General features: G+C 68.4%; 24 protein-coding genes. 16 read left to right on the top strand and 8 right to left on the bottom strand.

Going from position 1 to position 24,769, the window contains the following annotated elements; all coding sequences use genetic code 11:
* Positions 1 to 917: 917 nt before the first annotated feature.
* Positions 918 to 1,235, bottom strand: coding sequence for a 4a-hydroxytetrahydrobiopterin dehydratase (locus CV1CTNOD_RS04280; RefSeq protein ID WP_131784869.1), 318 nt, complete (start codon positions 1,233 to 1,235; stop codon positions 918 to 920).
* Between the two features lie 107 nt (positions 1,236 to 1,342).
* On the opposite strand from CV1CTNOD_RS04280, the gene CV1CTNOD_RS04285 reads away from it, so the two are divergent.
* The 4 genes from CV1CTNOD_RS04285 to CV1CTNOD_RS04300 all read left to right on the top strand — a co-directional run bounded on the left by CV1CTNOD_RS04285 (position 1,343) and on the right by CV1CTNOD_RS04300 (position 5,536).
* A complete protein-coding gene (locus CV1CTNOD_RS04285) occupies positions 1,343 to 1,762 on the top strand; it encodes a (deoxy)nucleoside triphosphate pyrophosphohydrolase (protein ID WP_131784893.1) in 420 nt (139 codons plus the stop codon).
* Between the two features lie 341 nt (positions 1,763 to 2,103).
* Positions 2,104 to 3,945, top strand: coding sequence for a translational GTPase TypA (gene typA / locus CV1CTNOD_RS04290; protein WP_131784870.1), 1,842 nt, complete (start codon positions 2,104 to 2,106; stop codon positions 3,943 to 3,945).
* Between the two features lie 220 nt (positions 3,946 to 4,165).
* Positions 4,166 to 5,056: an N-acetyl-1-D-myo-inositol-2-amino-2-deoxy-alpha-D-glucopyranoside deacetylase gene (gene mshB, locus CV1CTNOD_RS04295; protein WP_131784894.1), complete on the top strand. Its 891-nt coding sequence runs from the start codon at positions 4,166 to 4,168 to the stop codon at positions 5,054 to 5,056.
* A 78-nt stretch (positions 5,057 to 5,134) separates the two neighbouring features.
* Positions 5,135 to 5,536, top strand: coding sequence for a DUF6113 family protein (locus CV1CTNOD_RS04300; RefSeq protein ID WP_242606356.1), 402 nt, complete (start codon positions 5,135 to 5,137; stop codon positions 5,534 to 5,536).
* A 163-nt stretch (positions 5,537 to 5,699) separates the two neighbouring features.
* Here CV1CTNOD_RS04300 and CV1CTNOD_RS04305 read toward each other — a convergent pair whose 3' ends face one another.
* Together CV1CTNOD_RS04305 and CV1CTNOD_RS04310 are read right to left on the bottom strand one after the other, a co-directional pair.
* Complete coding sequence (locus tag CV1CTNOD_RS04305) at positions 5,700 to 6,590, bottom strand: tetratricopeptide repeat protein (protein ID WP_131784872.1); 891 nt, start codon at positions 6,588 to 6,590, stop codon at positions 5,700 to 5,702.
* Positions 6,587 to 6,850, bottom strand: a complete 264-nt coding sequence (locus CV1CTNOD_RS04310) for a hypothetical protein (protein WP_131784873.1) — start codon at positions 6,848 to 6,850, stop codon at positions 6,587 to 6,589. Before CV1CTNOD_RS04310 ends, CV1CTNOD_RS04305 begins: the two co-directional genes overlap by 4 nt.
* An 87-nt stretch (positions 6,851 to 6,937) precedes the next feature.
* Here CV1CTNOD_RS04310 and fdxA point away from each other — a divergent pair, with 87 nt between their 5' ends.
* The 4 genes from fdxA (at position 6,938) to dapE (ending at position 10,948) form a co-directional block, all read left to right on the top strand.
* Positions 6,938 to 7,261 (top strand): ferredoxin, encoded by a 324-nt coding sequence (gene fdxA / locus CV1CTNOD_RS04315; RefSeq protein WP_131769543.1) that lies wholly within the window; start codon positions 6,938 to 6,940, stop codon positions 7,259 to 7,261.
* Positions 7,262 to 7,269: 8 nt separating this feature from the next.
* A complete protein-coding gene (dapC, locus tag CV1CTNOD_RS04320) occupies positions 7,270 to 8,661 on the top strand; it encodes a succinyldiaminopimelate transaminase (protein WP_278043858.1) in 1,392 nt (463 codons plus the stop codon).
* Positions 8,662 to 8,802: 141 nt separating this feature from the next.
* On the top strand, positions 8,803 to 9,648 hold the full coding sequence (locus tag CV1CTNOD_RS04325; RefSeq protein ID WP_131784874.1) for a 2,3,4,5-tetrahydropyridine-2,6-dicarboxylate N-succinyltransferase: 846 nt from the start codon (positions 8,803 to 8,805) through the stop codon (positions 9,646 to 9,648).
* 202 nt (positions 9,649 to 9,850) lie between these two features.
* Positions 9,851 to 10,948, top strand: a complete 1,098-nt coding sequence (gene dapE / locus CV1CTNOD_RS04330; protein ID WP_131784875.1) for a succinyl-diaminopimelate desuccinylase — start codon at positions 9,851 to 9,853, stop codon at positions 10,946 to 10,948.
* 150 nt (positions 10,949 to 11,098) lie between these two features.
* Here dapE and CV1CTNOD_RS04335 read toward each other — a convergent pair whose 3' ends face one another.
* Positions 11,099 to 11,866 carry a tyrosine-protein phosphatase gene (locus CV1CTNOD_RS04335; protein WP_165485308.1) on the bottom strand — a complete coding sequence of 256 codons (768 nt, stop codon included), beginning with the start codon at positions 11,864 to 11,866 and terminating at the stop codon, positions 11,099 to 11,101.
* A gap of 498 nt (positions 11,867 to 12,364) precedes the next feature.
* Positions 12,365 to 13,177, bottom strand: a complete 813-nt coding sequence (folP, locus tag CV1CTNOD_RS04340) for a dihydropteroate synthase (protein ID WP_347402887.1) — start codon at positions 13,175 to 13,177, stop codon at positions 12,365 to 12,367.
* 238 nt (positions 13,178 to 13,415) lie between these two features.
* On the opposite strand from folP, the gene CV1CTNOD_RS04345 reads away from it, so the two are divergent.
* The 3 genes from CV1CTNOD_RS04345 (at position 13,416) to CV1CTNOD_RS04355 (ending at position 16,100) form a co-directional block, all read left to right on the top strand.
* Complete coding sequence (locus CV1CTNOD_RS04345; RefSeq protein WP_131784878.1) at positions 13,416 to 13,901, top strand: DivIVA domain-containing protein; 486 nt, start codon at positions 13,416 to 13,418, stop codon at positions 13,899 to 13,901.
* A gap of 342 nt (positions 13,902 to 14,243) precedes the next feature.
* Complete coding sequence (locus CV1CTNOD_RS04350; protein WP_131765420.1) at positions 14,244 to 14,411, top strand: DUF3117 domain-containing protein; 168 nt, start codon at positions 14,244 to 14,246, stop codon at positions 14,409 to 14,411.
* Positions 14,412 to 14,426: 15 nt separating this feature from the next.
* Positions 14,427 to 16,100, top strand: coding sequence for a leucyl aminopeptidase (locus CV1CTNOD_RS04355; RefSeq protein WP_242606357.1), 1,674 nt, complete (start codon positions 14,427 to 14,429; stop codon positions 16,098 to 16,100).
* Between the two features lie 136 nt (positions 16,101 to 16,236).
* Here CV1CTNOD_RS04355 and CV1CTNOD_RS04360 read toward each other — a convergent pair whose 3' ends face one another.
* On the bottom strand, positions 16,237 to 16,899 hold the full coding sequence (locus tag CV1CTNOD_RS04360) for an O-methyltransferase (RefSeq protein WP_131784879.1): 663 nt from the start codon (positions 16,897 to 16,899) through the stop codon (positions 16,237 to 16,239).
* A gap of 169 nt (positions 16,900 to 17,068) precedes the next feature.
* Here CV1CTNOD_RS04360 and sigE point away from each other — a divergent pair, with 169 nt between their 5' ends.
* The 4 genes from sigE to tatB all read left to right on the top strand — a co-directional run bounded on the left by sigE (position 17,069) and on the right by tatB (position 21,607).
* The gene (gene sigE, locus CV1CTNOD_RS04365) at positions 17,069 to 17,953 is read left to right on the top strand and encodes an RNA polymerase sigma factor SigE (RefSeq protein ID WP_131784880.1); all 885 of its coding nucleotides are present in this window, start codon (positions 17,069 to 17,071) and stop codon (positions 17,951 to 17,953) included.
* A complete protein-coding gene (locus CV1CTNOD_RS04370) occupies positions 17,950 to 18,825 on the top strand; it encodes an anti-sigma factor family protein (protein WP_131784881.1) in 876 nt (291 codons plus the stop codon). Before sigE ends, CV1CTNOD_RS04370 begins: the two co-directional genes overlap by 4 nt.
* A gap of 738 nt (positions 18,826 to 19,563) precedes the next feature.
* Positions 19,564 to 20,925, top strand: coding sequence for a S1C family serine protease (locus tag CV1CTNOD_RS04375; protein WP_242606359.1), 1,362 nt, complete (start codon positions 19,564 to 19,566; stop codon positions 20,923 to 20,925).
* Positions 20,926 to 20,998: 73 nt separating this feature from the next.
* The gene (gene tatB, locus CV1CTNOD_RS04380) at positions 20,999 to 21,607 is read left to right on the top strand and encodes a Sec-independent protein translocase protein TatB (RefSeq protein WP_131784883.1); all 609 of its coding nucleotides are present in this window, start codon (positions 20,999 to 21,001) and stop codon (positions 21,605 to 21,607) included.
* A 131-nt stretch (positions 21,608 to 21,738) separates the two neighbouring features.
* Here tatB and CV1CTNOD_RS04385 read toward each other — a convergent pair whose 3' ends face one another.
* The gene (locus CV1CTNOD_RS04385; RefSeq protein WP_131784884.1) at positions 21,739 to 22,884 is read right to left on the bottom strand and encodes an Mrp/NBP35 family ATP-binding protein; all 1,146 of its coding nucleotides are present in this window, start codon (positions 22,882 to 22,884) and stop codon (positions 21,739 to 21,741) included.
* A 370-nt stretch (positions 22,885 to 23,254) separates the two neighbouring features.
* On the opposite strand from CV1CTNOD_RS04385, the gene CV1CTNOD_RS04390 reads away from it, so the two are divergent.
* On the top strand, positions 23,255 to 23,713 hold the full coding sequence (locus CV1CTNOD_RS04390; protein WP_207386183.1) for a MarR family winged helix-turn-helix transcriptional regulator: 459 nt from the start codon (positions 23,255 to 23,257) through the stop codon (positions 23,711 to 23,713).
* Positions 23,714 to 23,774: 61 nt separating this feature from the next.
* Here CV1CTNOD_RS04390 and CV1CTNOD_RS04395 read toward each other — a convergent pair whose 3' ends face one another.
* Positions 23,775 to 24,734: a PHP domain-containing protein gene (locus CV1CTNOD_RS04395; protein WP_242606360.1), complete on the bottom strand. Its 960-nt coding sequence runs from the start codon at positions 24,732 to 24,734 to the stop codon at positions 23,775 to 23,777.
* Between the last annotated feature and the right edge of the window lie 35 nt (positions 24,735 to 24,769).

The following is a 24,769-nucleotide window of genomic DNA, read 5'->3' on the forward strand; positions in this document are numbered from 1 at the left end:
GGCGGGGGTCAGGCGGCGGCTGGCGGGGTGTGCAGGGTGTCGAAACCGCCAATCGGGGACGTTTGGGACGCTTATGATGCAGTCCGTAACGTCCCTACCGAGAAGGTGCGACAGTGGGAGCCCGGGGAACCAACGAGTACTTGCGGGTAGCGATGGCATCAAGTGGCATGGAGATCGAGACTCTTGCACGATCCGGTCGGAGTGGACCCCAAGACTGTGCAGCGATGGTTGAAAGGACGCCTTCCCCACCCACGGCACCGCTGGAAGGCATCCGATGCCCTCGGGCGCTCGGAGGAGGAGCTGGGTGTGGGCGGCGAGGATGGGCCAGGTCCAGCGGTCCGCTGCGGTGGGGCTGCGGAGCCTGGGCGCGGTCCAGCCGAGGGTCTGTTTGAACAGGCGGAAGGTGTGTTCAAGGAGCAAGCCAGACTGCGAACATAGACGAGATGGTGGCGGGGGATGCCCCTGTCGATCCGGTCCTCCCGGGCCTGCCCCCAGGCAATGTCATCCCGGTCCTGGAAGATCTGCAGTCCGCGGCGCCCGGTCTGCGCACGCGGCTCATCCTCCAGTCGCCGACGGAACGCTGTAATCAGACCGTCATCATGATCGCCATCACCATGCGCATAACTCAGGAAAGCCGCCGGCTCGCCATCCGACCGACCCGCCACCCGCACCCCCGACAGCCCTCCATCCGACGACCAATTGTGCACTCTGTGCAGCCGATGCAGACCGGCGCCAAGGCTTCGCACCGGACTCCGGCCCTGCGTCTGGAGGTGAGGGGAAGGCGCAAGTCCGCTGATCGCCTCTGCTGGACGGGCGCCCGGATGGCTACCCGGGGACCGGGGGCGGGACACCGTGATGCCCCGCCTCCGGGCGGTTCTGCGCGACCGGTGCTGCTCCGGTCCTGCGCGCGCCTGGCTCTATGCGTCGGCGTCGGTTGGGTCCGCGATGCCGTGCTGGCGCAGGATGTCGGAGATCCGGGATGCCAGGGTGATGTCGAGGTCGGTGACACCGCCCTGCGAGTGCGTCCAGACTGTGAAGATTGTCACACCGGGTGCCCGGTCGACGACGGGGTGATGATTCATCTCGTTCGCGACAACCGAGATCTTTTCGACCGCCTCGTTCGAGGTCTCCTCGTCGATGGCGACCTTGCGGACGATCGTCGATGTGTCGCCGCTCCACCCCGGCAGTGCGTCGAGCGCGTCGGCCACGCGGTGTGCGTCCAGCTTGGTGGGCATGGAACAACCTCCGTCCGGTCTGCCCGGGCGACCCCGGGTAGCGGCCGCCTCATGGTGTGCATCCTCTTCACGGCGGGGAAACCCCGCTCGCTACAGTGTCGTTCGTTATGGAGTCGTCGGGCATCCTGCGCGTGGTGGTGGCAGCGGCACTTGTTGATCTCCGGGGTCGGGTACTGGCATGCTGTAGACGAGGTCCGTCCGCGCTCGCCGGCGGCTGGGAGTTTCCCGGCGGAAAGGTCGAACCCGGCGAGGACGAGGTGACCGCCCTGGTTCGTGAGTGCCGTGAGGAACTCGGGGTCGGCATCGAGGTCGGCGCGATCCTCGGCGAGGTTCTCCTGCCCGCGGACGGCTGGGTGCTTCGGGTGCGTTTCGGGCGGATCGTCGAGGGCGAGCCCCGCCTGATCACGCATTCGGCGCATCGCTGGCTGGCACGCCATGAGCTGGACGACGTCCCCTGGCTGGCCCCTGACGCGCCGCTCATCGAAGATCTTCGCCGATGCCTGGGCGTGGGGGCGCTGGATACATGATCGGATACGTGATGTTAACGGATGGTCCTGGCAGGTAAACCTTCCGCTATCCTCGGCCTCGAGTCGCTGGCGTCCGTAACATGAGGGTGGACACTCGCGGACCGGGTTCGGATACGACCATCTTCTGATGCTCCTGCTCGGCGCGCAGGGTGTCCCGTCGGGCCGGACGGCGCGTCCAGGGTCACCACGATGGTCGCCACGTCGACCACCGTGTCCATCGCCGCGCCAGTCCGGATCATCTTGCCAGCGCGACATCAGCACGATCTGTCCGAATCACCACGATCTGTCCGGCATCACTGTCCAGGGGCGGTTGCCCCACGTCCTCACCGGAGCCCGTCACTGTGTCTGTCCGTGCCGATCTGCGTAACGTTGCGATCATCGCCCATGTCGACCACGGCAAGACGACACTCGTCGACGCGATGCTGCGGCAGTCCGGTGCCTTCGGCGAGCACTCCGAGGCCACCGACCGCGTGATGGACTCGATGGACCTCGAACGCGAGAAGGGCATCACGATTCTCGCCAAGAACACCGCCGTCCAGTACGGCGACGTCACGATCAACATCGTGGACACGCCGGGCCACGCGGACTTCGGTGGCGAGGTCGAACGCGGCCTGTCGATGGTGGACGGGGTCGTGCTGCTCGTTGACGCGAGCGAAGGGCCGCTGCCGCAGACCCGGTTCGTCCTGCGCAAGGCGTTGGAGGCCCGGCAGCCGGTCATCCTGGTCATCAACAAGGTGGACCGTTCCGACGCCCGGATCGCGGAGGTCGTCGACGCGACCTACGAGCTCTTCCTCGACCTGGACGCGGATGAGACCCAGATCGACTTCCCGATCGTCTTCTGCAACGCCAAGGCCGGACGGGCGTCGCTGAACAGGCCCGAGGACGGCGGCAACCCCGACTCGCCCGACCTCAAGCCGCTGTTCGACGTGTTGCTCGAGTCGATCCCGATGCCGGTCTACGACCCCGAGGCGCCCCTGCAGGCGTTGGTCACCAACCTCGACGCCTCCCCGTACCTCGGGCGTCTCGCGCTGTGCCGCGTCCACAACGGGACGCTGCGACGCGGGCAGACCGCCGTGCTGTGCCGCGCCGACGGTCGCACCGACCGGGTGAAGATCAGCGAACTGCTGGTCACGAAGGCGCTGGAACGGGTCCCGGGCGAGCAGGCGGGGCCCGGCGACATCATCGCCATCGCCGGCATCCCCGATATCATGATCGGTGAGACGCTGGCCGACCCGGAGGACCCCCGGCCGCTACCCGTCATCACCGTGGACGAACCGTCGATCAGCATGACGATCGGTATCAACACCTCCCCGCTCGCCGGCAAGTCCGGGACGAAGCTGACCGCGCGGCTGCTGCGCAACCGGCTGGACGCCGAGCTGGTCGGCAACGTCTCCATCCGGGTGCTGCCGACCGAACGGCCGGACACCTGGGAGGTCCAGGGCCGAGGGGAGCTGGCGTTGGCGATCCTGGTGGAGCTGATGCGCCGGGAGGGCTTCGAGCTGACCGTCGGCAAGCCGCAGGTCGTCACCAGGGAGATCGACGGCAAGCGGCACGAACCGGTCGAGCGGCTCACCATCGACGCTCCCGACGAGTACCTCGGGACACTCACCCAGCTGCTGGCGGTCCGCAAGGGACGCCTCGAGCAGATGATCAACCACGGCACCGGCTGGATCCGGATGGAGTACCAGGTGCCCGCCCGTGGACTGATCGGCTTCCGCACCGAGTTCCTGACCGAGACCCGCGGCACCGGGCTCATGCACCACGTCTTCGACTCCTACGAGCCGTGGTTCGGCGAGCTGCGCACCCGGGCGACGGGTTCGATGGTGGCCGACCGCGCCGGCGTGGCGACCGCCTACGCCCTGTACAACCTGGGGGAACGCGGAACCCTGTTCGTGGGGCCGACCACCGACGTCTACGAGGGAATGATCGTCGGGGAGAACTCCCGTGCGGACGACATGGACGTCAACCCCACCAAGGAGAAGAAGCTCACCAACATGCGTTCGTCCACCGGAGACGAACTGGTGCGTCTGACTCCGCACCGGCAGCTGTCACTCGAGCAGGCGCTGGAGTTCTGCCGTGAGGACGAGTGCGTCGAGGTCACGCCCGGGCCGGTCCGGCTGCGCAAGGTCGCGCTGACCGCGGCCGAGCGGGAGAAACTCCGCTCCCGCCGCCGCACCGGCTGAGCCCCGGCCCTTTTGGGCGTCCTCCGGGTGTCCTTCAAGCGCGCTTCGGGCCGTCCTTCCGCCCTGTCACTGATCGACGGGCTGCTTTCCTGGCAGTTCACGCGGATCTCCACCGCAGTGCCGGTTGTGCGTGGTGGCTCATAAGGTTGCGTGCGTGACCGCTCCTGCTGCCCGGACAGGGTCTGGAACCGACTTCACCGCGCTGCCGGCGCGGCGGGTCATGTTCGTGCACGCCCATCCCGACGACGAGGTGATCGGGACGGGGGTGAGCATCGCGTCCTACGCGGCGGCGCCGGACACCGCAGTCACCCTTGTCACCTGCACGCTGGGGGAGATGGGCGAGGTGCTCGTCCCCGAGCTGATCAATCTGCGGTCGGATCTCGGCGACCAGCTCGGCGGGTATCGCATGGGTGAGTTGACAGCCGCCTGCGTGGCGCTCGGCGTCACCGATCACCGCTTTCTTGGTGGGGCCGGTCGGTGGCGTGACAGTGGCATGATGGGAACCCCGGGCAACGACGACCCACGCTGTCTGTGGCGGGCTGACATCGACACCGCGACCGCCGCGCTCGTCAGGATCGTCCGGGAGGTCCGTCCGCAGGTCCTCGTCACCTACGACGAGAACGGCGGTTATGGGCATCCCGACCATATTCGTGCCCATGAGCTTACTGCGCGTGCGTTCGACGTGGCCGCGGATGCGGCCTTCGCGCCCGACGCCGGCCCGCGGTGGCAACCGCTGAAGCTTTACGAGACGGCCATGCCACGGTCGGCGATTCAGGCCGGGATCGACTACTTCCGGTCGTCGGGTGCCGGTCAGGAGCTGTTCGCAGGAGTGGAGTCGGCGGAGGACGTGCCGATGGCGGTGCCGGACGAGGCCGTCACCACGGAGATCCAGGCGCATCCTTACTATGAGGCGAAGATTGCGGCGATGCGTGCGCACGCCACCCAGATGACGACGGACGGCTTCTTCTTCGTGCTGGCGGACGGCATCGGCCATCACGCATGGGGTACCGAGTACTACGTCCTCACCCGAGGCGAGCGAGGGCCGGGTGCTGGACCCTACGGGCGTGAGACCGACCTCTTCGCGGGTTTGGATCTCAATGTCCGTGGTTGATCGTCGATCCGGTCAGGTGGGTGGGGGGCTGGGCATGGTCAGCCGGATGGGGTGGGCATGGTCAGCGAAGATCTTGAAATGTCCCGGTCCTTCCTGGGATCGGCCTACACCTTCGGTGCCTTCGGGGGCCTTGCGCTTGGCCTCTACGGAGTGTTCCTCGTCCCCGCGGGCCCGCGTCTCGGTGGGGTGCTGCTGTCCGTCGGCGTCGCCGTCGCCGTGCTCGGAAACGTGGGCCTGGCGGCGCTGGTGCGCTGGTTCACCGGTACCCGGCTCGGCGCCGTGATCCTGTTGGTCGGATGGGTTCCGATCGTGCTGTGGCTGGCCGCCGCGCGTCCGGAGGGAGACCTGCTTTTGCAGGCCAAGACCGCCGGATACCTGTTCATGGTCTTCGGAGCGCTCGCGCCGGTGATCGTGGCGATGATCGGGCTGCCACCGCGCGGCCTGTCCACCCTGCCGCTGGCAGGTCCGCGCGACCGGTGACCGCCGGCCCGTGTGACCGCTGGGGGCCAGCCAGTGTGGCTGTCGACCCGGACGTTTGGCCATGTTTAGTAACGTTTAGTAATTTTTGGTGACGGCTAGATGTGACTGACGGCTAGATGTGACTGACGGCCAGTTGAGATTGACGGCTAGTTGAGATTGACGGCTAGTTGAGGCGGGCGCGGGCGGCGTGTGCCGCCTCGCGGGCAGCCGCCGCGGCGGCCGGCTCCAAGAGCCCCACCGCGTCGGCGAAGGTGGTGAGATCCTCGGCGCCACCCAGGAAGTCACCCAGACGGGTGCGCAGCTCACCGCGTTCCCGACGCAGGTGCACCGGGTGATGGGGCAGGAGCAGGGACAGTTCGACGGCCCACAGCCGTGTCGCGGTGGTGTCCGTGCGGGCCGCCCAGACCCGGATGTTGCCCAGCACCCGCATCAGCAGGTCGGCCGGGCTCATCGGTTCGAGGTATGTGCGGGTGAACGGCACCCCGGCGGAGCGGACCCGTTCCGCGGCCTCGTGCACCGTGATCAGCTTGCCGCCGGAGAACGGGTCGACCAGGACGTAGTGGCCGGGCGAGCCGATGCCGACGATGACGTGTCCGGGCAGCCCGATGGGGTAGGCGGGTATACCGAGGCGGCGAGCGACCTCCATCCAGACCACGGACAGCAGGATCGGCAGGCCATGCCGGCGGCGGAGCACCGAGGTGAGCAGGGATGCGTTCAGGCTGTTGTAGTCTGCGGGATCACCGTGGAAGCTGCCCCGTACCCCGAGCGCCTTCCGCAGGATCTCGGCGGCGGTACGCACGTCCAGGCCGGCGAGTGTCCGCCCGGTGGCAGACCCTTCGGTCGTGCCACCTGTGCTGCCTGTGGTGCTGGCGTCGCCTACCGTGATATCGGCGAGGCGGCAGGTCTCCGCGGCCAGCGCATCCAGCCGGGCGAGCTCCCGCGCCGGGTCGAGATCGGGTTCGGCCTCGGCCGCGATCAGTAGGCAGGCCAGGCCGAGATCGACAGGTTCCTGCCGGACGACTTCGGCAAACTGGCGTCGTGTCTGCACGTTCATTGTGGGTTCGCCTCCGTCTGCCCCGCGGCCTGCCCCGCAGCGGACCGGCGTACCGGCTGTGGCGGAACCCGCCGCCCGGCGACCAGATCCGTTTCGGCGACCTTCACGATAGAACCGTCCCTGGTGCGTATCGTCAGACAGCGATCGGTCCAGGACAGCAGCTGCCCCACGACGTCGGTCAGTGGCAGGAGGCCGGCGACCCGCCGGCGAATGGACACCCTGGCGCCGGTGTCAGCAGGAGTGATACGGACGACATACACGACAAGCGAACGCCCTTGTTGTCGACACGGAACCGTCCAGGTCGATACTAGGGAATCAGTCGCCCGTGAGCCGAGGAGGAACAACCGGTGACCTACGTCATCGCGGAGCCCTGCGTCGATGTGAAGGACAGGGCCTGCATCGAGGAGTGCCCGGTCGACTGCATCTACGAAGGCGGACGGATGCTTTACATCCAGCCTGACGAGTGCGTCGACTGCGGAGCGTGCGAGCCTGTCTGCCCAGTGGAGGCCATTTACTACGAGGACGACGTTCCTGACCAGTGGAAGGGCTTCACGGACACGAACGCTTTGTTCTTCGAGGAGCTCGGCTCACCGGGAGGGGCGTCGAAGGTGGGCGCGCTCGACTTCGATCCACCCAGCGTCGTCGCGTTGGCGCCGCAGGCCGAGTCCTGACCGGGCCCGTGGGGCCTGCCGGCGTCACAGGGCTCCGGCAGGCCCGCCACTCCCGCCTGCGGCTACCAGACTTCCCCTGGGATGCGCTGACCCCGTTCGCGGAGAAGGCCCGTGCCCATCCGTACGGGCTGGTCGACCTGTCCGTCGGCACGCCCGTGGACGCGACACCGCTGGTCATCCAACATGCCCTGGCCGCGGCAGCCAACGCGCCGGGCTATCCGACGACCGCGGGCACTCCCGACCTGCGGGACGCGGCGGCCGGGTGGCTGGCACGCCGGCTGGGAGTGATCGTCGATTCCTCCGCCGTCCTGCCGGTGATCGGGACGAAGGAGTTGGTCGCGCAGCTGCCCGGCCAGCTCGGGCTCGGGCCGGGGGATCGGGTCTGGATCCCGACCCCGGCCTACCCGACCTACGAGGTCGGTGCTCTGCTGGCCCGCTGCGAACCGGTCCTGGGCCCGGCCGACGGTGTGGCACTGGTGTGGTTGAACACCCCGGCCAACCCGTCCGGGCGGGTACTGACCGTGGACGAGATGCGTGCGGTCGTGGGCTGGGCGCGGGAACGCGGCATCATCGTCGCCAGCGACGAGTGCTACATCGAGCTGGGCTGGGAGGCCCGTCCTGTCTCGGTGCTGCATCCGGACGTCTGCGGCGGCTCACACGAGGGGCTGCTCGCCGTCCACTCGCTGTCGAAGCGGTCGAATCTCGCCGGCTACCGGGCCGGATTCGTCACCGGGGACCCCCGGCTCGTGGCGGGCCTGTTGGAGGTCCGCCGGCACGCGGGGGCGATGGTACCCACGCCGGTCCAGGCTGCGATGACGGCTGCTCTGGCCGACGACATGCACGTCGCCGAGCAGCGGGCGCGCTACGCCAACCGCCGGGCCGTGCTCGCGGCGGCGCTGGCGGTCGCCGGCTTCGCGATCGAACACAGCGAGGCCGGGCTCTACCTGTGGGCGACTCGCGGTGAGGAGTCGTGGGCCACCGTGGACGCGCTGGCCACGGTGGGCGTGCTCGTTGCTCCCGGAGCGTTCTACGGCGAGGCCGGACGCCGTCACGTGCGGATCGCCCTGACCGGGCCGGACGCCCAGATTGCCACCGTTCCGGAACGGATGGCGATGCTGCCGCCGCCGCAGCAGGTCGGCCCGCCGCCGTCAGCGGGGGGATACCAGGCAGACGCCCGCTCGACCGGGTCACACCCGTCGGCGGCTCCTTCATCGCCGCCCCCACCCCCGCCCGCATCTCGTCCGCCGGCGGGTCAACCGGTACGGGGTCCACAGCCGGGCTTCCCCGTTGACACGGGAGCGCCCCCCGCGGTGGCATGGCCTGGCTACGACAACACCGGCTACGACGGCAACGGCGGGCACCGCGTCCGGGTCACGGACGAGCCGCCGGACATCCGGTAACCCCCACATGGCGCCTTTCGGCGCGATGTGGGGATCTCTACGTCGTGGGTGGGTGTGGTCCCGGCTTGCGATCGGGCTGTCTGGCTGGTTGGGCTGTCAACCGGTTGGGCAGGCGCTGGTTGCCTCGTTAAGGTCGTGACCGTGAGCACCTCAGCCAGGATTCTCGACTCCGCCATCGACCCTGTTATCGACACGCTGTGGGAAAACCCCGATGTCTCCGAGGGGCCGGACGGCCGCGGCGCGTACGACCTCGTGGTCGAGGCGGTCAACCTGCTGGACACCGGGAAGGCGCGGGTCGCCCACGTCACCGACACCGGTGACGTGGTTGTGGACGAGCGGGCCAAACGCGCCATTCTGCTCGCCTTCCGGGTCCTGCAGATGGTCGAGTCCGTCGCCGGCGACTTCCGGTACCACGATCGCGTGCCGTTGAAGACGTCCTTCGACGGTGTGCGGGTGGTGCCGGGTGCGATCGTCCGCTGGGGCGCGTACGTCGAACCCGGCGCGGTGCTCATGCCGAGCTACACCAACATCGGCGGATATGTCGGCGCGGGCACCCTGGTTGACACCTGGGCGACGGTCGGGTCCTGTGCGCAGATCGGTCGTCGGGTGCACCTGTCCGGCGGTGTCGGTATCGGTGGGGTGCTGGAGCCGCCGAACGCGAAGCCGGTGGTGGTCGAGGACGACGCGTTCATCGGTAGCCGGTGCATGGTGGTGGAGGGTGCGCGGGTGCGCCGCGGGGCAAAGCTCGGGGCGGGGGCGATCCTGACCGCCTCCACCCACGTCTTCGACGCCAACACCGGCGAGGAGTACCCCCGGGGCGAGATCCCCGAACGGGCGGTGGCGGTCGGGTCCAGCCGGGTGAAATCGTTCCCCGGGGGGGACTATGCGATGCCGTGTGTCCTCGTACTGCGGATACTCGCCGAGGGGGAGATCCACGACAAGCTCGCGCTCAACGACGTCCTGCGGGAGCACGGTGTCGCCCCCTGATGGGGGTGCCAAAGGGGCCACTCTGTTTGCGGCTCTACCTGTCCACGTGCGGCTCTACCTGCGGCGCGGCCGGCGCTTCCGGCAGACCCCGCGACGCCACGTCCCTGTTGCCGGTCACTCTGGAGGGCCAGAGGCATCGCGATCATGCTCTTTTCGCGCTGCCGGAGGCTCAGCTCCCCTGATCACTACGTAGGGTCCGAGCATGCACCTTGATCTGAGCGTCCCGGCAACGGAGCTGACCCGCGCTGTTGTCGACATCCCCTCGGAAAGCGGGGCCGAGGCCGTTCTCGCGGACGCGGTCGAGGAGGCCCTGGTCGGCCTCGGAGGGCTGCGCGTGGACCGTGACGGCGACGCGGTCGTAGCCCGAACCGATCTGGGCCGAGCGACCCGGGTGCTGCTCGCCGGGCATCTGGACACCGTTCCGATCGCGGACAACCTACCCAGCCGGGTAGCGGATGGACGCCTGTACGGATGCGGAACCTCCGACATGAAAGCGGGGGTGGCCGTGATGCTGCGGCTGGCAGCCGTCTTCGCCGCATCCGCCGGCTGTGCCCTCGCTCACGACGTGACCTGGGTCTTCTACGACAACGAGGAGGTCGACGCCGTTCGCAACGGCCTGCGGCGCCTGGTCGCGAACCATCGGGACTGGCTGGACGCCGATCTCGCGCTGCTCCTGGAACCGACGTCGGAAGAGATCGAGGCCGGCTGCCAGGGTACCCTGCGGGTGGTCGTCACGGTGCCGGGACGCCGGGCACACTCGGCGCGGGCATGGCTCGGAGAGAACGCGATCCACCGCACCGCGCCGCTGCTGGAACGGCTCGGTAGCTACCGGCCACGGACCGTTATGATCGATGGCTGTGCCTACCGGGAAGGTCTCAACGCCGTGCGTGTCAACGGCGGGGTGGCCGGCAACATCATTCCGGACGCGTGTGAGGTCGTGGTCAACTACAGGTTCGCTCCGGATCGTGACGTTTCCCAGGCGCTCGACCACGTCCGGGAGACCCTTGAGGGGTTCACGCTTGAGCTGGCCGACAGCGCGGACGGTGCGCTGCCGGGGCTGACCGCACCGGCCGCGACCGCCTTCGTCCAGGCGGTGGGGCGCACGCCCGTCGCCAAGTACGGCTGGACCGACGTGGCCCGCTTTGCCGCGCTCGGCATCCCGGCGCTGAACTACGGTCCGGGTGATCCCAATCTTGCGCATACCCGGGACGAGTACGTCGAGCTGGAGCGGATCGACGCTGCCGAAGGCGTGCTACGCCGTTACCTGGCCGGCCGGCCGCCGGCCGGCAGCCGGCGCTGACGCGTCCCGAAGCCTGACGCGTCCCGAAGCCTGACGCGACCGCTACAGGTGCTTCAGGCGCTACCAGCCTGATACCGCTGCCTGACACTGCCCCTGATATTGGCTGTCACCACGGCCCCGGATATCCGATGGACCGATGGTTATCATGATTCAGCTGGTCACATCTGGAATATCCGGGGCGAGACCGGCGCACAGTGCATCGATGATCGGTGTCGGTATGCCGGTCGAGGCCGCCCAGCTCGAGGCGCCACCATTTCGTGACCGCAGCAGTTCGAGGAATATCTCCATGGTCTGGGCCTGAAGAAGCGCCGGGCCGAGTCCGAGCCCGGCTTCGGTCGATGCGCCGTACAGTGGATTCTGCTCCAACCTGGCGGCGATGTGGTGCGCATGGTGATTGCTGCGCACGAAGTCCCGCGCGATCTCGTCGTTTCTGACCCCGACCAGGCTCAGGAGGATGGCGGCGATGAGACCGGTCCGGTCCCGCCCGGCGGCACAATGAAAAAGTACGGGGACATCCTTGTCCAGGGAATCGGCAATGACTCCGAAAATTTTCCCGATCGTGGGCGCGCCTTCAATGAGGTTCTTGTAGTAACCTTCGGCGAGCGCCCCGGGATCGCGACCATCGGGAAATGGCTCACGACCGATTCGACCCTCCGGCATCACGGAGAGATGATAGGTCTCGAGTTCCGGGAAGATTCTTTGGTCCTGGAGTCCGTCACCGCCGGCCTCCTCGGCCGTCCGCAGGTCGACGATCACACCGATCCCGACCTTGTCCAGGATGCATCGCCGGTCGCCCGGCGACAGGTTGTCAAGCGCATCCGATCTGAATACGAGCCCATGTCTTGTAAGTTGATCATTGTTCAGCGCCAGTCCGCCAAGATCTCGAAAGTTGAACAGGCCGTCGAACGTGAAGGACACTGGTCGGCCCCCTCGACGTGTATGAAAAGATCTTGGTGTCCGGTGGCAGAAGTGAATCCTACAGCAAGGCCGCGGCCTGTGAGGTGTCCGTGGAAATTACATCCGATAACAAGTGGAGGGAGTGGGAGGGTGGTCCGAAATACTCCATGACGCGACGGTGTCGAGGGACGACCGTCAGCCACCCCTGCCTCCGCGCTGAGTGTCCGGAGTCGGCGTCGCCGCCGCGCCCGGCCTCGAGTTGAGACCGACCTCGGGCACAACGGCATCTTGGGCACACGGTAATCAGGGCAGATCCAACCCGTAGTGACATACAGGATTCACGCCCATAACAACCGTGTAATGATCAAATCAAGAATAGGCGGCGAAGTGGAGGCATCGGAGCGCCTGAGGATAGGTGTGTCGCGAATCGGACAGCCCTGTCCTCGGACGCTCTCAGTGACCCGGCGAGTTGGGCCTCCGGCAGCGTGAAAGGAACATGATCGCGCTTCCTTCGGCCCGCTACGTGAGGCCCCGGCGGGCGACGGCGAGGTCGCGCGTGCCGCGGATCGCCGCCACCGTCTCCAGGACTTTCCGGGTTGGCCCCACCTGGTGAGCCCGGAAGATCCGGGCGCCGAGCCATGCGCTCACCGCTGTCGCGGCCAGGGTGCCTTCCAGCCGGTCCGTCACGGCCGCGTCGAGGGTCTCGCCGATGAAGTCCTTGTTCGACAGCGCGACGAGCACCGGCCATCCGGTGACGACAAGCTCGGGGAGCCGGCGGGTCGACTCCAGGGAGTGGCGGCTGTTCTTGCCGAAGTCGTGCCCGGGGTCGACGATGATGGCCTCCGGTCGTACGCCGACTGCCTCGGCCCGTTCGGCGAGCCCCGTCGTCGTGGTGATGATGTCGGCGACCACGTCGTCGTAGGCGATCCGGTGGGGGCGGGTCCGGGGCGGCAGGTGCCCGGCGTGGGTGCAGACCAGGCCCAGTCCGTGCTCGGCGGCGACCTCGGCGAGGTGGGGGTCGGTGCCGCCCCACGCGTCGTTGAGCAGGTCGGCGCCCTCGGCCGCCACGATCCGTCCGACCTCGGCACGCCAGGTGTCCACACTGATCACGATGTCGGGCTGTCTGGATCGGACCAGCGCGACGAACCCGCCGATCCGGCGCAGCTCTTCGGCTGTGTCGACGTCCTCACCCGGAGCGGCCTTGACTCCGCCTATGTCGATGATCTGGGCGCCTTCCGCGACGGCGCGGTCGACGGCGGTCAGTGCCTCGCTCTCACCGTAGGTGGCGCCCCGGTCGAAGAAGGAGTCCGGCGTCCGATTGATGATCGCCATAATCACCAGATCGGACGGGCGAAATGTCGAAGAACCGAGCCGCAGGTCACCGCCGGGGCCTGGTGGGAGCGCGTCGTTCGGTGGCCCGGTGCTACCGGCGGCCTCGACGTCGGTGGACATCCAGGCCAGCTTAGCCGGTCGTCCCCCTGCGAACCGCTGTACACCTGCGAACTGCCGTACACACGCGGACGGGGTGGCACATGCGGCGGAACTTTTCCGAGCGTGTAACGATCGTTGTGTGTTGCTCGCCGTCGAGATCGTGGTTGTCGCCGCCATCGTCTTCGCTGTCGCCGCCCTTGCGGTGGGCAGGTTCGACCGGTTGTCGCCCGCTCCGCGCGACGCGGCTGACCATCGCCTGCCGTCACCGACCGTCTCCGCGGACGACGTGGCCGGTGTCCGGTTCGAGATGGCGCTGCGGGGTTATCGGATGGCCGATGTGGATGCGGTACTCGCGCGCCTTGCCGACGAGCTTGCCTGGCGCGACGCCGAGCTCGCGCGACGGGACGAGGAGATGGTCAGGCTGGCCTCCTTCGCCCATCTTGATCACTACTCGTGGTCCTCTCGGAGCGTGGACCAGCGCGGATGGGACGACCAGGCCAAGGGTCCGGACGCTGCGAACGCCGCCGCTGACGCCCACCACTGCACGGATACCGGCGCCACGCGGCGCACCTCGGATGCCCCGGACGGCTCACGAACCCCCCTGCCCACGCCGCCACCGAGCTGACCGGCCTACGAGCGCCCGGGCGACCGGGCGACCGGGGGCAGGGTGTTCGATCAGCGGGCGGTATCCGGATGTGATGTGTCGCGAGGTGTGGGGTAGCGGCTTCAGCGGCGGGGTAGCGGGTGGGCGACACACCGGTGACTTTCCCGTCGTCCGCAGTGTCCTTATCGTGGGTGTTGGTTCGGATCGTGCTCGTGTTGGCCATCCGGGGGTGTCTTTGGTGGTTTGCGGACCTGTCAGCCTGTGTCTGTTGTGGTGCTGCGGGGTGACGTGTTTCGGTTCCCGGCCTGTTCTCCGGGATAATCGCTGGTGGTAGCAGGTCCGACGGCAGGAAGAGGTGCACCGATGGCGGCTATGAAGCCGCGGACGGGTGACGGTCCGCTCGAGGTCACCAAGGAGGGCCGCAGCATAATCATGCGCGTCCCGCTCGAAGGGGGTGGCCGTCTCGTGGTGGAGCTGTTGCCTGACGAAGCGAAGGATCTCGGGGACGCTCTGAAGTCGGCTGTGGGCTAGACGTGCGCAGTCAGCGTGCCCAACGTTCCCGTGAATAACAGCTGGGTTGCTCTCCACTCACCGGCTGTGAGGCTGTGGGCCGGTACGCCGTTGGACGCCGGTGTGCCGGTCCTGGCCTTGCTGACCCTTACCCCGGGGGAGGCTAGTGCTTCGGCCGTGGTGACCCCGGCCGGCCGCAAGGTCGGCGAGTCGCTCGGCATTGATCTGGATCTTCTGCTTGCCGGGGAACGCGCCAGCGGTGACCAGGCGGAGGTGATCGCCGTCCCGTTGGGGCGCGCCGACGGGCCACGCAAGTTGTTGCTGGTGGGAGCTGGCAAGCGGGATGCGGCGGCGTGGCGTGCGGCCGGTGCCGCCTTTGCCCGTCGGGCCGCGCCGGTCGCCCAGGCGGCCGTACTCGCCGACGCCCACGCCGGTGTCGACGCCGCTGCTGTGCGGGCCTTTGCCGAGGGCCTGGCGTTGGCCTCCTACCGGCCGTCCGCGGCCTCCGGGTATCCGACCACTTCGGCGGCCGCGGCGGGTACCACGCAGGGCGGCCCGGGCCATGCTGGCAGCAACAGTGCTGGCAGCAACGCTGCCGGGGAAGCTGGCGTCGAGGTCGATGCCGCCGCCGACGAGCCGTCGAAGACTCTGCGCGAAGTGACGCTCATCGTCGCGGATCCGGATGACGCCGATCTGCAGGCGTCGCTCGCCGCAGCCGACGCGACTGCTCGTGCCGTTCACCTTGCTCGCGATCTGGTCAATATGCCGAGCCTGGTGAAGTCGCCGGCCTGGTTCGCCGACCGTGCGGTCGACCTCGCCCAGGCCGCCGGGCTTGGCGTGCAGGTGCTGGGTTCCGACGAACTGGCCGAAGAGGGCTTCGGTGGGCTGGTCGCGGTGGGCAGGGGTTCGTCACGCCCGCCCCGGCTGGTGCGGCTGACCTATCACGGCCCCTCGGCGGCCGGATCGCAGCCGCGGACGCCGGACGCCCGGCATGTGGTGCTGGTGGGCAAGGGGATCACTTTCGACTCCGGTGGTCTGTCGCTGAAGCCTGCGACGTCCATGGCCACCATGAAGACCGACATGTCCGGTGCGGCGGCCATCCTCGCGACGATGGTGACGCTGCCGGTGTTGAAGGTTCCCGGACGTGTCACCGCCCTGCTCTGCCTCGCCGAGAACATGATCGGCGGGGGTGCGCTGCGACCTGGGGACGTCATCTCCTGCTGGGGTGGTACCACCGTCGAGGTGCTCAACACCGACGCCGAGGGGCGTCTGGTACTCGCCGACGGGCTCGCCTACGCCGCCACCCTGGCCCCGGATGCGATCGTCGACCTGGCGACTCTCACTGGCGCGATCACGATTGCCCTGGGCCGCCGCACAGCCGGTCTGTTCGCCTCCGACGACGTCTTAGCCGACCAGCTTTCGTCCGCGGCAGGGGACGCCGGTGAACGCGTGTGGCGCCTTCCGCTGGTCGAGGACTACCGGCCGGCGCTGGAGTCCACAGTCGCTGACCTGGCGAACACCGGCACCGCGCTGAGCGTGTCCGGTGGGTCGATCACGGCCGCGCTCTTCCTGCGGGAGTTCACCGGCGGCGTCCCCTGGGCGCATCTGGACATCGCCGGCACCGCCAGGTCCGACGGTGACGAGGGCGAGGTCAGCAAGGGTGGGACGGGATGGGGTGTGCGCACCCTCCTGACCTGGCTGGCGTCCTGATCCGTCTCGTCCGCCTGGGCGGTGCGAGAGGAACATGATCGCGCTGTCCGGGTGGACGGCTCGGCCATCCGACCTGTCGTCGCAGGTCGCAGGCTCATAGGCGTCGTAGGGCCACGTGCGGAGCGGAAGAAGAATTCTAGCCGACGGGTGAGGACTTGGCGACCACGGCTACCAGGAGACCGTTCCCCGTGGTCAGGAGCATGGGTGTCAGGCGACTGTCGTCGCGGACGGCGGTGGCCAGCTCCCGGGCCGCGGTGGCCTCGGCATCTCGAGCGTCGGGGTCGGCCACCCGTCCGCCCGCGAGCACGTCGGCGAAGACCACGATCCCGCCCGCCCGTAGCAGGCGGAGGGCCTGGTTGAGGTAATCGGTGGCCTCGCGCCGGTCCGCGTCGCAGAAGACCAGGTCATAGGCGCCGTCGGTGAGCCTGGGCAGGACGTCCAGGGCGCGCCCGGTGATCAGCCGGCTGCGGTTGGGCGCCATTCCCGCATCCGCGTACGTGCGGCGGGCAAGCCGCAGATGCTCCGCTTCGACGTCGATGGTGGTCAGAGTCCCGTCCGGACGCATCCCGCGCAGCAGCCACGTGCCGGACACGCCGGTACCTGTCCCGATTTCGACAACTGTGCGCGCCGCCACCGAGGCGGCGAGGAAGCGCAGGATGGAGCCGGTGCCCGGGGCGACCGGGACGATACCGACCTCCTCGGCGCGTGCCCGGGCAGCCCGCAGGGGAGGGTCTTCCAGCAGGAAGCCCTCCGTGTATGCGGCGGTCGGATCGACGGCCCCGGTGACTGTGTCGGGCATGACATAGGCAGCCTACGGGAACGCCGGGTGCTGATGGTGCGTTCGTCTTGTCAGCGCACCTCGTGTCGGGGATGGATCGAGGGGAGATCAGCCGGTGTCCGCTGCGGGTTTTGCCGCGCCATGGCCGGCGCGTCGGGTACGTTCGTCGCGAACCGATCGAGAGGCGGCCGTGAACGGACAGGACGCGCGCCTGGCCACGTTCACGCCTGGCCGGTCGGTCCCGTCGCGTCCAGCGTCGGACGGGGATGTCACCGGGCCCGTTGCGGCCGATGTCGCGGGTGCCGATCCGGCCGCGTGGGTGCCGCCCACGTGGGAAGAGGTCGTACGAGACCACGGTAACAGGGTGTATCGGCTTGCCTACCGTCTCACGGGCAACGCTCACGATGCCGAAGACCTCACCCAGGACGTCTTCGTACGTGTGTTCCGGTCGTTGGCGGATTACACGCCCGGTACCTTCGAAGGCTGGCTCCATCGGATCACCACGAACCTCTTCCTGGACAGGATGCGGCGCCAGCAGAAGATCCGTTTCGACGCGCTGCCGGACGACCCCGAGCGTCTGGCCGGCCGTGAGGCAAGCCCGGAAGTCGTCTACGCGGAGTCGCACCTCGACGCCGACATTGAGGGTGCACTTGCCGCGCTCCCGCCGGATTTCCGGGCTGCGGTCGTCCTCTGCGATATCGAACAACTGTCCTACGAGGAGATCGCGCAGACCCTGGGGGTGAAGCTCGGGACGGTCCGCAGCCGGATCTCCAGGGGACGCGCGATGTTGCGGCAGGCTCTCGCCGACCGGGCGCCACGTTCCTCGGCCGCGGTCGAGGAACCGGCGCTGCTGGCCCCGGCCGCGGCCAGCGACCCGACCGACAATGCGACCGCTCCGACGGTGCCGGCCGAACCGGAAGCCGCACATGCGTCCGACACCCGCGCTCCGGTGGATGACGGTGCCCGCCGGTCGCATCGATCGCACCGGATCGGTCGCCGGACGGTGGCCCCGAGTGCACAGCCGACCGCGGCGAATGTGGGTGGTGGAACGTCCACGCCGGAGCGGCAGGCGTGAGCGGACCCCACCTTGGTGAGCAGATCGCTCCGTTGGTCGACGGGCAACTCGACCACGACGACCGGGACCGCGCCTTGGCGCACCTCGCTTGCTGCCCTTCCTGCCAGTGGGAGGTAGCCGAGTTGCGCCGTCTCAAGGCGCGGTTGGCGGCGCTCGGCGGCCCGGTACTGCCGGGTTGTGTGGCGGACCGGCTGCTGCGGATGGCGGCGGTCGCCATCCCCGCCCGATTCGCCGCGGACACTCGGTTTGCCCCGGACAACGGCCGGGCGCATCCAGTCGGTCCGATGGTCCCAGTCGGTCCGGTGGTTCCGGCTGGCTACTCGATCGTGCAACTGCCCGCCGATTCCCCTGGAACGTTCCGTTCTGATCATTCTCACTGCCGGGGAGGCGCCCGTACCCCTGGCTCAACGCGGTCAACGCTGCAGGTACGTGTGTCCACCGGGCGGGTGATGTTCACGGTCGGTCTGGTCGGTCCGGTCGCCACGAGCAAGTCCTCGAAGCTGTCGAGAATCTTGAAGAAGGACGGACGGAAGACGGTCAGGCGGTCGATCCGACCACGGGTGGCGCTGCGCGTGACCATGCCTGCCGCTGGTGGCCGGCGCCCGCCGTCCGGACCGGCGGACCCGCGCGCACGCGGAGCACGCCGCCCCAGCAGGACCAGACGCACTCTGGTGGGTTCGGCAGCCGTGCTCTTTTTCGCTGTCGCGGGAGCCGCGTTCGGGGAGACACGGGCTCCCAGCGGGCTTCCCGGGCCGTCGACCCATCCCGTGGTGGCACCGGTGGTGCGGCCGAGCCTTGTCTCCGAAGTCAGGGTCAGTCGCCTTCTGCCGGTAATGGCCGTGGTGTCCGTCCCGACCGGCGTGCGACGCTAGGCCACCGCGCTGAACAACAGCTGTCCGGTTCGGGCGCCCCGCATCCTGGCCGGCCCGTACGTTCGGGGTAGTCACCCGCTCGGTGGGCGCGGACCGATGGCGAACCGATCAATCCCTATCCGCATGGGGAAAGCCCATCGTCCGTCAGTCGATCCGGTGAGGTGCCGATCCGTGAGATCAGGCCCTTTCGGATGCTGCGGACCCCTCGGATACACGGCCTGCCGTGTTGCTGTCCGGGATCCGCGCCGCAGGCCGTACGGTGGTAGGCGCGTGATCGGTGCGCTATGGTCATCCGCTTGCGGGTGTCACAGCGGTTGACGGTGTCTCGGCTCGGCTCGTCTCCGAACACGCTCTGGAGCCTGTCTTCTGGATATCGGTGACCATGCCGGGGTTTCTGCCGCGTCGCGAAGCGACCTGGCAGGCCCGGATCCAGGCGACGGTCCGGAAGGTAGGCCCCAGCAGCGGTCGGGAGGCAAAGCGGCCATGAGTAGTGGCAGTGAGAATGTGACCGTTCCCTTTCGGCCCGGACCTGCTGACGGACATCGGCCGCAGGCGGGATCCGCCTCGAGCGCGTCCGCGGGTACAGGGCCGGCCGGACCGAACCAGGACCCGTCGGGTCCAGGCCTTATCGCCGAGGCGCCACAGGAAGACGCGCAACGTGATGCAAACAGGTTCGGCGGTAGCGGGCCGTCCGACCCGCCGACCAATCCGTGGTGGACCCGTCCGGCTCCGGCTCCGATGCCGGTTGTCGGCGTCGAGATGCCGGTTGTCGCGACACCGACCGATGCGCGCAAGCCGCTCGGTGCCCAGTTGTGGGGTGCCGCTGTGAACACTGGCATCAGCGCCGATGCCGTGAATGTCGATGTCGCTGGTGCCGGCGCTGCCGACATCAGCGCCGGGACGGGCAGCCGCACCACGACCGCCTTTGTTTCGGCCGATGTCGGGTACCCGGATGACTCCGTACCGGCGAAGTCCCGCCGCAGTCCACTGGTACCGGCGGCGGCGATGCTGCTCGCGGGACTGCTCGGTGGAGTGACCGGAGGCATGATCGGTGCCCACAACACGTACAACAACGACTACAGTCAGAAGGTACCAGCCGTGCCCGCGCGGTCTGGCGTAGCGAGCAGCGACACATCAGCCCCGGTCGAACGGACCATGTCCGTTTCCGCCATCGCCACGCGAGTTCTGCCATCCGTGGTCACGATCAGCGTGGCCACCCCGGCCTCGACCGCAACCGGCTCTGGTGTGATCATCAGATCGGACGGCTACATCCTGACCAACAACCATGTGGTGGCCAACGCCGCCGCGGGCGCGCGCGTCTCGGTGACCTTGTATCAGGAGCTGCAGCAGATCTCGGCGAAGATCGTTGGACGTGATCCCAAGACCGATCTCGCCGTCATCCGGATCCAGACGGCCGGCCCGCTACCCGCGGCGACGCTGGGACGTTCCGGATCGCTCGTGGTCGGTGCGCCCCTGGTGGCCATCGGCGCGCCGTTGGGACTGGCCGGGACCGTGACCACGGGTATCGTCAGCGCGCTGGACCGAAACCCGACCGTGCCGGCGGAATCCGGCGGGGAGTCGCTCCTCATCGGCGCGATCCAGACCGACGCCGCCATCAACCCGGGCAACTCGGGCGGTCCGCTGCTGGACGGGCGCGGCCAGGTTATCGGGATCAACACCGCGATCGCGACCGTTCCCGGTGGTTACGGTGACCGTGGCGCGTCCGGGAACATCGGAGTCGGCTTCGCCATCCCGATCGACTATGCGAAGTCGGTGGCCGAAGAGATCATCCAGACCGGTCGGGCCACCCATCCGCATATCGGGGTGTCCGCGGTGACGATTACTCCGGACGGTGCCTCGGCGGCCGGAACGTCTCCCGGTGCCATGGTCCGCGGCGTGGAGGCAGGGGGGCCCGCGGCGCTGGCCGGGCTGCGTCCCGGTGACATCATCACCAAGGTCGACAACTTCGCCGTCGGAAGCATCAACGATCTGATCGCGGCAACCCGGGTACACCGGGTCGGCGAACGGATCACTGTGACGTTCGAGCGGGATCGCAGGGTGCAGGCTGTCGAGGTGACCCTGCAGGAGCAGCGCGACTGACCATGCGGCCGGGTAGGAGCCGGGTATCGGCAAGCATGTTCCGCTGATCGCAGTGGCGGGGTAGTGTGAGGTCGTGTTCAGCGGCGTCGGATGGGGCGAGATCGCGGTCCTGATGGTGATCGGTCTTTTCGTGTTCGGTCCGGAGCGGTTGCCCAAGGTCGCTCGTGACGCGGGTCGGATGTTGCGTCAGATCCGCCAGGCTGCCACGGGGATGCGCGAGGAGTTGCGCTCCGAGCTCGGTCCGGAGCTTGCCGACTTCGACCTGCGAACTCTGCACCCCAAGACGTTCGTTCGCAAACACCTGTTTGAAGACGACGATCCGTTGCTTCCGCCGTATCTGTCCAAGCGGACGTCCTTCGACAAGATGCTCTTCGACGACGACTCCGACGTGCTGCCTGGAGCGGCGGATCCGCCCCGCCCCCGGCTTTCCTATGACTCCGGCTCCTATGAGGATGCCGGCATTCAGGCGAAGCCTGTCCCGTCGCTCACCAAGTCGTCGTCTCTAAGCAAAACGTCCCCGACCAAGCCATCCCTGACCAAGTCGCCGTCGTCGGTCGGCTCTGTCTCTCTGACGAAGGCCACTTCCAGGGGTCGGTCGAGCTTGGACGCCTCCTCCGCGGCCGGCGGCAGCACCGGGGCCGGCGAGACGTCGACGGCACCGTTCGACACCGACGCGACCTGAGCCCACCAACGCGACCGACCTGCGCGACCGGCCTGAAGGTGATCTGAGCAAGGCAGCCCGTGCGGGAGCCCTGCTCCGCAGGGAAGGCCTCCGCAGGGAAGGCTTAGCCCCGGGCAGCGGCCGCCGGTCGGTCAGCGCCCTCGGGTCGGGGTGAGACCGAGAGAACGACCGGCCAGCCCACGAGACCGGGATGACAGCCGCTCTGCCACCCCCCGAAGGATCTTGCCGGCTTCGGAGTCCGGATCGGAGATCGTCAGCGGGACGCCGTCATCCCCGCCTTCCCTCAGCCGGACGTCGATCGGCACCTGCGCGAGCAGGGGCACATCGTGCCCGAGGACACGGCTGAGGCGTTCGGCCACGGCCGCGCCACCGCCGGAGCCGAAGACGTCCACACGTCCGTCACAGTGCGGGCAGGGCAGCCACGCCATGTTCTCGACCACTCCGACAACGTTCTGCCGGGTCTGGACCGCCACGGTTCCAGCCCGCTCCGCGACCTCGGTCGCGGCAAGCTGGGGGGTGGTGACCACGAGGAGCTCGGAGGACGGTACGAGCTGCGCCAACGAGATCGCGATGTCACCGGTGCCCGGGGGCAGGTCGAGCAGCAGGACGTCGAGATCGCCCCAGAACACGTCCGAGAGGAACTGCTCCAGCGCCCGATGCAACATCGGACCACGCCACGTAACAGGCTGGTTTCCTCGGGTGAACATGCCGGTGGAGATGACCTTGATGCCATGCGCTTGCGGAGGCATAATCATATTTTCGACCTGGGTGGGCAGGCGATCCACACCCAGCATCCGGGGGATAGAGTGCCCGTAGATGTCGGCGTCGAGGACACCCACCGACAGCCCGGACCGGGCCATCGACGCGGCCAGGTTGACCGTCACCGACGACTTGCCGACGCCGCCTTTGCCGCTTGCCACCCCGTACACCCGGGTCAGCGAGCCGGGCTGCGCGAACGGGATCGCACGGGTAGCGGTTCCACCGCGCAGCTTCGTGTGCAGGGCGGCGCGCTGCTCAGCCGTCATGACGTCGAGGCGGACCCGCGCCCCCCGCACGCCCGGTACCGCGGTGACCGCTCGCTCGACCCGACTGATGATCTCTTCACGCATCGGACAGCCGGAGACCGTGAGCAGTACCACGACTTCCACGGTGTCGTCGTCGGTGACGCGCACCGACTCGACCATGTCCAATTCGGTGATCGGACGCCCGATCTCAGGGTCAAGCACGGTAGCAAGAGCTACCTGGATCGCGTCCGCGCTAGGCCGGGAAGCAGACAAGAGAACCTCGACCAGTCGCTGTGGTGGTGCGTGCGGCTCCTGCCAGCACGCCTGCACCCCTACCATAGCCGTCGGTCCAGCCCGGACGCGTCCGACAAGGTCGGAATCCGGTTGTTTCCGATGCGGAAGAGGCGATCCCGCAGTGGCTGGCTGTCAACGGCATGCCAACCGGTACACGGCCCGGCCGGCCCGCCCACCGGTTACCGGAGGCACCAGTTCGTCTGTCAAACCCGTCGCGTCCGGCCAAACTGTCGATCATCTGACATCCTTGGCGAGCCCGAGCCCGCTCCCACACAGGCGACGTACTCTGATCCACGTGACGGTGGACGAGCGAACGGCGGAGCAGGAACCGCTGGTTGACCCGCGATCGATGCGGGCGTGGCGCCAGTTCCTGCGCGCCCATTCGTACGTTACCCGCAAGCTGGAGAGCGACCTCGAAACCGAGCATCGTCTGCCGCTGGCCTCCTATGACGTGCTGGTGCAGCTTTCCGAGGCGCCGGAGGGCGCGCTACGGATGAACGAGCTCGCGGAGGCGGTGCTGCTGTCGCGCAGCGGGCTGACCCGGCTGGTCGACCGGTTGGAACGCGACGGTCTGGTCGAGCGCCGCTCGTGCCCGTCGGACGCCCGGGGGACGCTGGCCACTCTCACCTCGGAAGGCCGTAAACGGCTGCGGGCCGCGTCCCGGACTCATCTCGCCGGGGTATCCAAGCACGTAACCAGCCATTTCAGCCCCGACGAGCTGGACAAACTCGCCGACCTGCTGAGCAGGCTCGATCGCCGTGCGCCTGCGCCGCAGCCGCCGGGCGGTGGGTGCGGCCAGGGCGCTTAGGTTCAGCCCCCTGGGGCCTTCGAGCGCGCGAGAAAAGCATGATCACGCCGCCTTTGGTCATCTAAGGATCCTGTTCGGTGACCGGGCCGGTCACCGGTTCGGCGCCGCGGCTCGCGGCGACCAGCGCATCCAACGCCCGTTCGGCTGTCGTCTCCGCGCCGAGCGGCTGGGGTTTGCTCGCCCCGTGAAAGTCACTCGCGCCGGTAGTGATCAGATCCAGGTCCGCGGCGAGCCGTCGCAGCTGGGCACGCGCGTCCGGAGTGTGGTCGGGATGATCCACCTCCAGGCCGCCCAGGCCTTCCCGAGCCATCTCCGCGATCACGTCCGGGCCGATGGTTCTACCCCGTCTGCTCGCGAACGCATGCGCCAGGACGCTGACCCCGCCGGCGTCGCGTATGAGACGGATCGCCTCGGTCACGTCCGGTTCGTCCTTGCCTACCCAGTAGCGGCCTCCGGCGCCGATCCAGGCGGGCGTGAACGCGTCCTGGACGGTACCCACCAGACCGGCCTCGACAAGCGCCTCGGCCACGTGCGGGCGTCCGACCACGCCGTCCGCCAGGGCACGAACCCGTTCCCAGCCCACCGGATGGCCGTCGGCGGCCAGTTTCTCCACCATGCGCTGGGCGCGAGTGATCCGTTCGCTGCGCAGCCGGGCACGGACCGCGGCGAACACCGGCTCGGTCGGGTCGAACAGGTAGGCGAGCAGGTGCAGGCTCACCCAGCGGTCGTGGCCAACCCGTACCCGGCAGGAGATCTCCGCCCCTGGCAGCAGCGTGAGGCCGGACGGCAGCGCGGCCGCGGCCTCGGCCACGCCCGAGGTGGTGTCATGGTCGGTGAGCGCGATGACAGCCAGGCCCGACGCGGCGGCAAGGCGGACAACGTCGGCGGGACGAAGCAGACCGTCCGATGCCGTCGAATGGGTATGCAGATCGATTGCATCCGCCGGGATCGCCGGGTGCGCGTTCAGCCCGCCCTCCTTCCCGTCATACAAGTCACAGGCCATGCCCGAGAGCAGGCCCACACGGAAGACACCGGCTTTCCACCCGGTAGGCCATT

This window comes from Protofrankia symbiont of Coriaria ruscifolia (assembly GCF_900634745.1).
Lineage (GTDB): Bacteria > Actinomycetota > Actinomycetes > Frankiales > Frankiaceae > Protofrankia > Protofrankia californiensis.